The organism is Prosthecobacter sp. Pr1 (assembly GCF_057652315.1).
Window position 1 is genome coordinate 75,146 of sequence record NZ_JBYFBS010000025.1, and the last position, 11,236, is coordinate 86,381.

Here is an 11,236-nt window from a genome sequence, read left to right on the forward strand (position 1 = left end):
GAAGCACCTAGGTTTCGGCGCCCGATCCGGCGAGAAACGGACGCTATCACCTCACGGCACATCATACGTGCCCAGAGCCGCGACATCGAAGCGGGGCATGCCGGCTTCGTCGGCGATCTCGTTGAGGGCTTCGACTTCGGCGGTGCTGAAGAGCAGGCCGCCGGCTTTGGCGGTGTGGGCGGCGTTTTGGGCTTCGGGCTGGCCGGGGAGCATGCAGGACTCATTGCCGTGGCCGAGGATGTCGTCGATCACCGCTTTGATGTTCTCGTTGAAGTTGCGGCCGTTCGAGAAGAGGCCGGTGCTGATGGCATCGGGGTGGATGACCTGAAAGTAGAAGCTGCTGGTGCGCTTTTCGCCGACTGGGAAGGGCTTCCCTTTAATGTCAGGATGGGCACCGCCGCCGCGCAGGGTGGGCAGGCCGCCGCCGATCATGCCGCCCATGACTTCGATGAGAAGGGAGAGGCCGTAGCCCTTGTGCGCGCCGAAGGGCAGGAGCCAGGCGGCTTCATTGGCATCGGTGGTGGGTTTGCCAGCGGCATCCACGGCGGCACCGGGAGGGAGGGGCTTGCCTTCACGCTTGAGCTGCTGCACGCGGCCCATGGCCACGGTGGAGGTGGCCCAGTCGATCACGATGGGGAAACCGCAGGCGTCCTGTGTGGGGAGGCCCCAGGAGTGGGGATTGGTGCCCAGCACGGGGAATTTGCCGCCAAAGGGGACCACTTCGCCCAAGGTGGAGGTGCAATTGGTGTAGGCGATGTAGCCTTTCTTGGCCGCGTCCATGACGTAGCCGCCGCCCCAGAGGTAGTGGAAGGCGTTGTCCACGCTGACCTGGCCGATGCCGTATTTGTCGGCCATTTCCATGCAGCGCTCCATGGCGCTGAAGGCCACGCTCTGGCCGAGCTTGAGCTTGCCGTCCCAGGCTTCGCTGGCGGCGAAGGGCTTCTTGATGACTTCGATTTCTGCACCCGGCTTGCAACCGCCGGTGGCGCTGCCGAAGAGGTGATCGAGGTGCAGGGCCTTGATGGCGTTGTGGGTGCGGATGCCGTGGGCCGAGGCCATTTCGCAAAACCGTGCGCCGTCATCGGCCTCCGCCTGGGTGTAGCCGCGATGCTTGTAGGCGGCGCGGACGAGATCGTTGTGGGCTTCAGTGGGGACGATGTGGTACGTGGTGGGCATGGTTGGCGGATATTGGAGCATCCGCCCGGACACGCAAGAAGCAGAAATAAAGAAGGCTCCGCTCTTGCGAGCGGAGCCTCCGGAAGTCAGGGCCAAGCAGAGGCCGTCACCCAGTCCCCAGCGCCTATTCCTTTTTGGCGGGCTTGAAGACGTCGTGGCAGGCCTTGCAGTTGTTGGCCTTCTTGAATTCGCTGATGCCGGCGGCGTCTTTGGCCTTCACCTTCTGCAGTGCGGCGACCATGCTCTTGCACTTTTCCACCCAGGCGGCCTTCTCGCCACGTGGCGGTGTGGCGGCGCAGATGGCCTGCACGCATTTGATCAGGGAGTCGAGTTCGGCGTCGGTGGCTTCGCCTTTGCCGACCTTCTTGGCGATGGCGTCTTCCGGTTTCCAATTCTTCTTCATCGCGCCCTTGATGAGGTCGTCTGCCGAGGCGGTGCTGAGGCTGATGGCAAGGCAGAGGAGGGAGAGTGCTGTTTTCTTCATGTGGTGTCTGACGTGTTTTATGATGTGATGTATTTGGAGGAGAAGCCGCAGCGCGCACGGCATTGGAAAAACGCATTCCAAGCAGTTCTTTTACCAAGAACTGAGGGCAATATTTCCAATTCACCTTTTTTAATTCAGCCACGCGCTTTGAGTCAATGCTGGAATGGCAAGCGTTGCAGGAATCAATCATCGTGCCTTGGCTGCGCACCGCCCATGAGACTCCCTCTCATATGCCCCCCCTTGGCTTGATGATGCTCTTCTTTAAAACTCGGCGCGAGATTGGTGGTTGGACTGCGTTTTACGCCGCCTCCTGCCCATGAAACTCTTTCTTCTTCCTCTCCTGATGCTTGGCGGCATGGCCGCTGCCTCAGACACCGAACTGCTGATCCAGCTGGGTCTCAATGACAAGGAAACCACGGTGTGGGATGGCTCCATCGCCGTGACACCGGGAGAGGTGCAGGAGGTGAGCGGCTACCGCTTTGAGCAGAAGGACACGATCAAGGGCAAGGATGCGTGGCAGGCCAGCAGCCGCACACCGCAGGGCGCAAATGCAAAGGCGCGCGGGAACAATCCAAAGAAGATCGGCGCGATGTCCAGACAACTCGGCCCCATTTTTGAAAACGGGGTGTTTGTGAAGCTGAAGGACGTCACGCCGGAAAGCAGCGTGGAGGTCACCACGGCGCAGGGCAAGATCTCCTTCAAGCTGGCGGATGTGAGGCCCGGCGAGGCGCTGGATCTGCTGGAGGGCCGCGTGGCGGTGCAGCAGACGGCCTTAAACCTGCGCAAGATGTCGCCGGAGCGCACGGACGATGACTTCCCTGCCCTGGCCGTAGGTGCCACTGGCCATGCCTTCCTGGTGTATCAAAGCTTCACACCGGGCCTGGACCGCGATGAACGCGCGAAGCGCCTGGAGAAGGAACCGGAGGATTTCGCCTTCCTCGGACAGCCCACGGGCGGTGATCAGCTCTGGCTGCATGTGAGCCAGACCAACAAGTGGGAGGACGAGCGCATCGCCGTCACGGAAGCCGGCAAGGACATCTACAAGCCTGCGGTGTCGGTGGATGGTAAAGGTGGCGCATGGATCGTGTGGAGCGAGCGCGTGGACGGGAACTTTGAGATCTTCACGCGTCACTTTGCTGCTGGCAAACTCGGCGCGGTGGAAAACCTCTCGAACTCTCCCGGCAATGATCTCTGCCCTCTGATCGCGCATTCCACCAAGAACACCGTGATGGTGGCATGGATGGCGGCGCATGAGGGCAAGTTTGAGATCCGTACGCGCACGCATGCCGCCGAGTCCTGGGCCCCCACGCAGACGGTTTCCAAGAGCAGCGGCAACTGCTGGAATCCAGCGCTCAGTGCTGATCCACGCGCCGAGGGTGGCAGCGGTCAGTTTGCGCTGGCCTGGGATACTTATGAGAAGGGCGATTATGACATCTGGCTTGCCATTTTGGGAGCCGATGGCAAGTGCCCGTCCAAGCCCATGCCGGTGGCGAACACCGCGCAGTATGAGGCGCGCGCCTCCGTGGCGTATGATCATCAGGGCAGCGTGTGGGTGGCCTATGAAAAGAGCGGCGAGACCTGGGGCAAGGACTGGGGCGCGTATGACAGCAATGATGGCATCGGCTTGTACCGCAATCGTGAAATCGGCATCGCCGTGTGGGATGGCAAGGCATGGCAGGAACCGCAGGGAAAAATCACCGACGCTTTGCCCGGGGCCGTGGCCGCACGGCAAGGCAAGGGCAAAGGGAAAGGCAAAGGACGCGGCGCGGATGTGACGGCCCCAGCACCGCCGAAATCACCTGAAGTGCCGGATGGACTGGCCTTTGAGCAACCCGCCGTGCGCAAAGGTGCGCCGGGCGCGCATGCGGAGGCCACGGGGCCGCAGACTTACAACAACCTGGGCCGCATCATCTGCGATGCCGAAGGGCGCATCTGGCTCATTGCGCGCACGCGCTTGAACAGTTTCCGCGGCCCGCTGGGCAGCAGCTGGGGCAGCGTGGCGGCGTATCTTGACGGTGCCGAGTGGGTGGGGCCCATCACGATTCCGCACAGCGACAATCTGATGTACAATCTCCCTGCTCTCGCGGCAGGGCCGAAGAACCTTTTCATCGCCCACAGCAGCGACCACCGCATGGACCGCATGAACGAATTCAACCGCGCCAAAACACCGGGCGGCAAAGGAGGCAACGCCTCGCTGGATGCGAGCAAGGACCCTTTTGACAACGACGTCTACTTCAGCCGTCTGAGCAGCGTGGGTCCGGTGAAGGCCGCAGCGCTCAAGCCCATCGCGGACGCCCCGCAGGACAATCCCGCGCCAAGCAAGCGCACGCAGGCCGAGCGCTCTGAACTCAGCGCCATCCGCAGCTTCCGCTCCACCATCGGCGGCACGGAGCGGCAGATCCTGCGCGGTGAATTCCACCGGCATACGGAGATCAGCGGAGACGGGGCGAATGACGGCCCGCTGGAAGACATGTGGCGCTACGCCATTGATGCCGCGTCCATGGACTGGATCGGCAATGGCGACCACGACAACGGCAACGGTCGCGAGTACACCTGGTGGCTGACGCAGAAAACGACGGACGCCTTTTTTCTGCCGAAGGCTTTCACGCCCATGTTCAGCTACGAGCGCAGCGTGGTGTATCCCGAAGGGCACCGCAATGTGGTCTTCGCCCAGCGCGGCGTGCGCACCCTGCCCCGCCTGCCCTTGAGCGATGTGCGCGTGCATGAGCCCGCGCCGGACACAAACATGCTTTACAAGCACCTCAAGAAATTCAACGGCGTCTGTGCCAGCCACACCAGCGTGGGCAGCATGGGCACCGACTGGCGCAACTGGGGCGGCGAGTTTGAACCCATGGTGGAGATCTACCAGGGCGCACGCCAGAACTACGAGTACCCCGGCTGCCCGCGCTGCCCCACGGAGAACGACGCCATCGGCGGTTGGGAGCCCGGCGGCTGGGTGTCTGACGCCTTTGCCAAAGGCTACAAGTTCAGCTTCCAAAGCAGCAGCGACCACGGCAGCACGCACATCAGCTACGCCATGATTTTGGCCGAGGACTACAGCCGCGAGGGCATCCTAAAAGCCATGAAACAGCGCCACACGTATGGTGCCACAGACAATATCATCGCCGACAGCCGCTGCACCGCCGCCGACGGCAAGGAGCGCATGATGGGAGATGAATTCGCCGTGAAAGGCGCACCCACGATCACCCTGAAACTCATTGGCACGATGCCGTTTGAGAAAGTGACGCTGATCAAAGACAACGTGGAGCTCCCCATGAACACGCCGAAGGAAAAGGGGATCAACCTCACGTGGACGGATCCGAAGCCTGAGAAGGGCAAGACCAGCTACTACTATTTCCGGGGTGAGCAGACCAACGGGGAGCTTGTGTGGGTGTCGCCGATGTGGATAACGCTGGAATGATGAAGGATGAGGCTTGCGCGCCCTTCCTCGCTCTCATAAAGAGTCAGGCCACTCCAACATGTCTTCAAAGAACAGCATGAACGTTTGCCCCGACCATAACTGGGAGTCCTATTCTTACAACACCGACAGCGGCCCTGTTATTGTTGGATTTCATACGGACTCGAACAAAATAGAGAAAAGCAAATATCCTTTATGTGCTCGCGTCTTGATCACCATTAAGGCCCCCAATCAGAATGGAGGCCCTTCTCAGGACGAAGCTCAGGTGCTGTGGGACATGGAGGATCGCCTGGTTGAGTTGCTGAACGCCGAGAATGCGCCCTGCCTGCTGCTTGGACGTTTGACACACAGCGGCACAAGAGAGTTGGTATTCCAAGTTGCAGACTACACCCCATTCCGCCCACCCGTCGGACGTTGGATCAGAGAGCATGGTGACTACGAGACCAATGTTTCCGAGCACGATGGCTGGGACTTTTTCTTTGCGTCCGTATGGCCGTCCGCCACTTCATGGGCGCTCATTTTCGACCGTCGTGTCGTGGACAACCTTGTGCAGGCAGGGAGTGATCCATCAAAGCCTCATTCGCTGGAGTTTGTCTTTCGTGGCAACATCGGCGGCCTGGAACAGATGTACGCCGCTTTGACAGCCAAAGGCTATTCCTTGCTGGAGGCATCGGCGGCGGAATCCCGATTGGTCATGGCCCATAGCATGCCCCTGGATGTCGGGGCGATTTTCAGGGAGAGTCTTTCGCATCGCGAGGCATGCCAGCGTTTGAACATCGAGTATGACGGGTGGGGAGCGTCCGTAGTCACATGAAGCCACGCATCACGGACCATGAGCTGACAAATCGTCAAAGTCTGATGCGTGTCCTGCCTCTGGCATTCGCCATTCTGTCATTCGTCATTCACCATTCCGCTCTCGGTCACCCTGCTGACCAGAGCGAGATGCGCGTGCGGCCAAAGCCGCATCAGTTGGAGATCCGGCTGACGTTTAACATCCTCACGCTCACGCGGTTTACCGGCATCGACACGGATGGCGACATGAAGATCAGCATGGCGGAACTGACTGCCGCGCAGCCGCGCATTGGCACGTATCTGAACCAGCACATCCATGTGGAGATCAACCGGCAGAAAGCCATGCTGGGCTCCGGCGTGCGCTTTGCGCCCGTCTGGCCGGACGCCGCGCAAACACCGCCGATGACCGAGATCGATTACGCGGCGCGCAATGTGGATGTGACCTTCGTGCAAACCATCGAGGGCAAGGTGCTGGAGGACTTCTGGCTGGGCTTCGAGATCTTCGAGCAGACCGGGCCGATGCAGACGATCCACGGCGTCTTTGAGCAGGACAGGCAGATCGAAGACGTGACCTTCAGCGTGCAGGAGCCGGAGTATCTCTACGACACCGGCTTTGCGGACGACCCCTTTGTGCAGGAGGAGGAAAAGAAGCAGAAGTCCGGCCTCACTGCCGCGCCCGCCGAAGAGATGCCTGCACGACCCGCTGCGACACTCGCCGCCGCATCGAGCTATGCGGCACCGGCGGCTACCGCTCCAAGTAAGCCTGCGGCCACCGTCGCATCTGGGCCCGCAGGCAGCCCTGCGGTCAAGCTCGCCACTCCCATTGAAACCAAAGACACAGCCGCAGCCCCCAGTTCGGAACGCTGGTGGATGGTCCGCGCCGTGGTGATCATGATCATGCTTGTGATAGGGCGCAAACTTCAACTCAGCGCCCGTGCTCGGCTCGTCAGCACCCGTCGCCGCCCCCGGCCACGACCACGGCCAAGGTAAGCTGCGAGGCAACCCGATGCACTGCGGAGCTGGCCGACACCATCAACCGCTCGTGTCCATGACCACTGCGGACGGCGACGGGACTTCGCCACGCAGTTCCGCGATCTGCCCTTTGAGAGCGGCGATCTTTTCCAAGAGGTTCGTTTCGTCGATCGCGGCGCGCTTGATCCGCTCCTCCCATTGAGACGAGCCTTCCTGATTGCCACCGTTTTGCCCCTCCTGAAGCGAAGGAAGCGACGGGCGGATGCGGGCACGGAGCTCGAGGGCGCGTGAATTTTGGCGCAGGAAATTCAGACGGCTTTCTTCCCGCTGAAGCTCTTCACGCAGGCGGCTGAGACGGCTGTTTGGCCTGACTTCACTGAGCAGCGCGCTGCCCGTTTTCGTCTCTGAAGACGATGTGGAAGAGTTCACCGTCCTGGCTGATGCGGAACCCTCGACGGAGGTCTGACGCGATGACTCCACTTTGCTGGTCTGAAGGCGCTCCATGATCTGACGCAGAGCGCCGAGTGCCATCAGAATTTCATCCTTCGCGTTGCGAGATTCCGGTGAATCCGCCTCGGCCTTCTGCAGCCGGTTCAGGCATAGATCCATCCGCTCTTTCCAGTCCAGCAAGGTGGTGATCTGCGTTTCCCAGCCGCTGAGCTGCTGGCGCAGATCCTTGATCTGCACATTGAGTGCGGCACTTTCCTGATCGTACAGCTCGCGGGCATCCTTCGACAACGAGCGGAATTCATCATACATCACCCGCTCCTGCTGCGCGGAGGCGGTCAGTGTGGCGATCTCCTGGCGGAGTTCTTTTTCCTGCGCTGTCATCTGATCCAGACGCTGGCGGGTCTCAGTCTCCTGATGATTGACGGCGTCACAGCTTGCGGTCGCGGTGGCCAGCTGCTGGGTGATGTCTTTGAGAGCGGCATCGAGCTGGGTGCGGCGTTGTGAGGCCTCTTCCACCTGGCGTCCCAAAATTCCGAGGTGCTGTTCTGCGGCAGCCACGTTGGCCTGCCGGGAAGTCAGCGCCTCCAGCGTGACCTTGAGGTCATGCGCAAGCTGGAGTTCCTGCGAGGCGGCCTCGAGTGCGCTGCGTGTTTCCACGAGCTTTTGCTCCTGGCCGGCCAAGGTGGCACCCGTGGTGGTCAGGTTCTGCTCCGTGGACTGCACTGCAGACTGAAGTTCTGACAGCTTCGCCGTGGCTGCGGTGATGCCTGCCTGATGCTCTGCCAGTTCCCTGCGGGCGGCCATGACCGCTGCGGCAGTGGCCTCATGCTCCTGCTGGGCCTGGCGGGCGCCTGCGGTGGAGACTTCACGTTCCTGTTCACGCCGTGAGATCTGGGCTTCGACTTCACGCAGGATCATCTCCTGGTTTTGCTGCCGCATGAGCAGATTTTCCACTTCATGACTCAAGGCCATGCGGCGCTCCTCGGCCTGCTGGCAGTCGTGCATCGCCTGCTGCAGTCGCACGGAGGTGGTGTCGATCTCCGCATGACGGGATTCCAATCGGATGCCTGCCTCTTCATGCTGCTGGCTGAGACGCTGCAGAGCGATCTCGGTACTGATGCGCTCCTGGCGCATGGCTTCGAGCTTGCCGGATTGTTCCTGCGTCTGGGCCTCCAGCTGGTGGGACTGCTGCTCCAGCACGTGAATGTGATCCCCAAGGATGGCTTCCTGCTCCTGGCGTTCCTGCAGGGTCTGATTCAGGGAGGACAGGCGTTTTTCGGCGGCCAAACAGTCATCCTGGGTGTTTTTCAGACGCTCTTCCGTGGTGGCAAGTTCAGCGCGGCAGGCTTGCAACGCATCTGCGGTGGACTGCCGGCTGTTGACCAGGACGACGATCTCTTCTCCGAGGGCGTGGTGGCGCTCGCCCAGCGTTGCCAATGAAGTTTCGGTGTCAGCGATCTGGTCCTGCACCTGCTGGCGTTTGACGCCAAGATCCGCGATCTCCTGAGTGAGCTGCTGAATCTGCTGAACGGACGACTCCTCATGCTGCTGATGCTGTGCCACAGCCCGGCCGAGGTCGGCCAGCTGCGTGGTGGCTTCCGTACACTCATTCAAAGTGATGCCCAGCTTCTCTTCCATGCGGGCGAGTTCGCCGCGGCGGGCCAGCACTGCCTGCGCGAGGGTCTGCTGGCAGGCGCGCAGTTCATCCATTTCCGCCTGACATTTCGTCCGCTGCTGGCGGAGCATGATCAAGGTCTGCTCGTGCTGAACGGCCTCTGACTTGAGTTCACCCAGCGCGGTTGCGGCAGCCACTCGCTGGCCCGCCAGCTCTCTGACCGCGTTCTGCAAATCGGCGTGGTTCTGATGGGTCTCCTGCACGGCCTGCCGGGCTTCCTGAAGCCGCGCCCGTTCATCGGCGATGGCACTGCGCGTGATGTTGAGGGAGGCCTCGCTTTCGCGGCACTGCGCGGTGAGCTGCGTAAAATTCTGCTCCAGGGCCTGGTAGCGCGAAGTCAGATCCACGACATGACCGGTGGCCCGGCTGCCGGCTTCTTCCAGATAGTTGAGGCGCTCTTGTTTGAGCTTGAGGTTGGCCTCCGTCTGCTGGGCGCTCACCTCCATCCGTGCGATGTTGATCGTCAGTTCCTGATGCCGCGTCTCATGACGAAGCACCAAGCCGCGCGCCTCGACAATGCGCTCCTGCTGGCGGGTCACCTCATCGATGGCTTTTTGCAGGAGATCGGAGAGTTCTGAGCTGCGCTCTTCCAGCAATGCCGACTCCGCCTTCAGCCCTGCAAGCTGCCTGGATGCGGCAGCCACCTGCGCCTCCACCGACTGCTTGTGGTTCTCCCATTCGCTCAACTGCTGCTGCGTCTGCTGCAGCCGACCCTGATCTTGCAGATAGCGGGCATTGATCTCCTGAAGCCGGCTCTGCAACAGCTCCCGGTGCCCGTTCAGTTTGACCAGCTGCTCGTTCTGGCTGGCCTCAAGACTGAGGAGACGGTTCACTTCCGAAGTCTTCTGTTCATGCAGCCGTGACATCTGCCGCACTTCATGGGTCAGCGCCCGGTGCTGCTCCTGCACGGACTGCAATTCAGAGTGCCAGCGTTCGCAGGTGGCCTGGGCATCAGCGGCGGCGGCATTGAGTTCCACCAATCTCCCGACGGGCAGACCTGACGTCTTCGGCGCCTTGGCTTCCCGACTACCGTCTTTTTCAAAAGCGATGTTGCTCATAAGTAACTTCGTTGCAGCAATTCCTCAACTTACATCAATATTACGGATTGGTTAAGTAGTTTTTTGAAATTCTTTGTACTTAAACGAACCAGTTTGCAAAAAATGCCATTTTTCGGCACGGCTCGGTGCCTGACTGCCGCTCGGTGCAAGCTTTAGCGCCCCTTTTCGCAATATAAGCGGACACCGTCAGCACACATCGAGGTGACGTTGGCGTCTTCACCCTTGCGCCAGAGTTCCTCACTCACACCCGCCTGGATGGCGATTGCATGCTCGGCGAGCGCGTAGTTGCGGCGGTTTTCCTCCACGCTGACGCCTGCCTTGAAATCGGCGGCCACGCGTTCGTAAACCTCGGCAACCCGCTGGCGATAGGTGCTCAGATGCCACTCGACATCGCTCACCGCGCCAAAGTGCGTCAGGTAGAGCGTCTTGAAATTGGCAGCCAGGAGGCGATCCAGGGACTGCCCATAAGCGACAGGATCAAACTGCGGCGGCGCGGCAGTGACGGAAAGATAGCGGCTGTTTTCCAGCCTCATGCCGGCCACATCGCCGGTAAAGCAGACGTCCCCGATGATGAAGGCGTGGTGATGCCGCGCATGGCCCGGGGTGTCCCAGGCGATGATTTCAATCTCGCCAAGGCTCACACTTTCCTTGTCCTTCAATGCAACCACGCGTTCCGCAGGGACAGGCAGCATTTCGCCCCAGAGTTTGTCCATGAGATGGCCATAAACCATGCGGGCGCTTTCGATGAGCTTGGAAGGATCGATCAAATGCCGCGCGGCATTGGGATGGCAGTACACCGTGGCCCCCTGCTGCGCAAACCATCCGGCAGCGCCGGCGTGGTCGAGGTGAATGTGAGTGACGAAGACCTTCTTGATGGCGGATTCATCGACACCGACGGCACGGATCGCGGCGCGCAGGGTTTCCAGTGTGGAGCCCGGGCCGGTTTCAATCAGCGCGTACTCGCCACCGCTCTCAATGAGGAAGGCCGCGATGACACCGGGAATGCCGATGAAATGGAGATCGAGGGTGTGAATGCGCATGGGAGTGCGATCAAGAAGGGCAAGATGAGTGCAGCGTCAAGGGGGCGGCGCATGGCTGCTATAAAGGCCACTGGGCAACTGATCTGACGGATCAGACAAGACCCGTCAGAAGAAACAGTCGCTTTGGCAAACGCGGAACTTTGTCTGAGGCGGAGTGCTGCGGGCTCGGAG

At 60.9% G+C, this 11,236-nt stretch carries 7 protein-coding genes; 3 read left to right on the forward strand and 4 right to left on the reverse strand.

Features of this window, described 5'->3' with window-relative positions:
* Window positions 1–51: 51 nt before the first annotated feature.
* Both AC24GY_RS26705 and AC24GY_RS26710 read right to left on the reverse strand, forming a co-directional pair.
* Complete coding sequence (locus AC24GY_RS26705; RefSeq protein ID WP_487689263.1) at window positions 52–1,176, reverse strand: Ldh family oxidoreductase; 1,125 nt, start codon at window positions 1,174–1,176, stop codon at window positions 52–54.
* A 124-nt stretch (window positions 1,177–1,300) separates the two neighbouring features.
* Window positions 1,301–1,660, reverse strand: coding sequence for a hypothetical protein (locus tag AC24GY_RS26710; protein ID WP_422320816.1), 360 nt, complete (start codon window positions 1,658–1,660; stop codon window positions 1,301–1,303).
* Between the two features lie 316 nt (window positions 1,661–1,976).
* Here AC24GY_RS26710 and AC24GY_RS26715 point away from each other — a divergent pair, with 316 nt between their 5' ends.
* Genes AC24GY_RS26715 through AC24GY_RS26725 form a run of 3 tightly spaced genes read left to right on the forward strand, consistent with a single transcriptional unit; the run spans window position 1,977 to window position 6,860 of the window.
* Window positions 1,977–5,081, forward strand: a complete 3,105-nt coding sequence (locus AC24GY_RS26715) for a DUF3604 domain-containing protein (protein ID WP_487689265.1) — start codon at window positions 1,977–1,979, stop codon at window positions 5,079–5,081.
* Between the two features lie 58 nt (window positions 5,082–5,139).
* Window positions 5,140–5,892 carry a DUF695 domain-containing protein gene (locus tag AC24GY_RS26720; RefSeq protein WP_487689267.1) on the forward strand — a complete coding sequence of 251 codons (753 nt, stop codon included), beginning with the start codon at window positions 5,140–5,142 and terminating at the stop codon, window positions 5,890–5,892.
* A complete protein-coding gene (locus AC24GY_RS26725; protein ID WP_487689269.1) occupies window positions 5,889–6,860 on the forward strand; it encodes a hypothetical protein in 972 nt (323 codons plus the stop codon). Before AC24GY_RS26720 ends, AC24GY_RS26725 begins: the two co-directional genes overlap by 4 nt.
* A gap of 42 nt (window positions 6,861–6,902) precedes the next feature.
* On the opposite strand, the gene AC24GY_RS26730 is transcribed toward AC24GY_RS26725, so the two are convergent.
* Both AC24GY_RS26730 and AC24GY_RS26735 read right to left on the reverse strand, forming a co-directional pair.
* Window positions 6,903–10,025 (reverse strand): hypothetical protein, encoded by a 3,123-nt coding sequence (locus AC24GY_RS26730; protein WP_487689271.1) that lies wholly within the window; start codon window positions 10,023–10,025, stop codon window positions 6,903–6,905.
* A 152-nt stretch (window positions 10,026–10,177) separates the two neighbouring features.
* A complete protein-coding gene (locus AC24GY_RS26735) occupies window positions 10,178–11,065 on the reverse strand; it encodes an MBL fold metallo-hydrolase (protein WP_487689273.1) in 888 nt (295 codons plus the stop codon).
* Window positions 11,066–11,236: the final 171 nt, after the last annotated feature.

Excerpts from the sequence above, each read along its gene's own strand:
- AC24GY_RS26705 (WP_487689263.1), bottom strand. The coding sequence starts at position 1,176 with ATGCCCACCACGTACCACATCGTCCCCACTGAAGCCCACAACGATCTC.
- AC24GY_RS26710 (WP_422320816.1), bottom strand. The coding sequence starts at position 1,660 with ATGAAGAAAACAGCACTCTCCCTCCTCTGCCTTGCCATCAGCCTCAGC.
- AC24GY_RS26715 (WP_487689265.1), top strand. The coding sequence starts at position 1,977 with ATGAAACTCTTTCTTCTTCCTCTCCTGATGCTTGGCGGCATGGCCGCT.
- AC24GY_RS26720 (WP_487689267.1), top strand. The coding sequence starts at position 5,140 with ATGTCTTCAAAGAACAGCATGAACGTTTGCCCCGACCATAACTGGGAG.
- AC24GY_RS26725 (WP_487689269.1), top strand. The coding sequence starts at position 5,889 with ATGAAGCCACGCATCACGGACCATGAGCTGACAAATCGTCAAAGTCTG.
- AC24GY_RS26730 (WP_487689271.1), bottom strand. The coding sequence starts at position 10,025 with ATGAGCAACATCGCTTTTGAAAAAGACGGTAGTCGGGAAGCCAAGGCG.
- AC24GY_RS26735 (WP_487689273.1), bottom strand. The coding sequence starts at position 11,065 with ATGCGCATTCACACCCTCGATCTCCATTTCATCGGCATTCCCGGTGTC.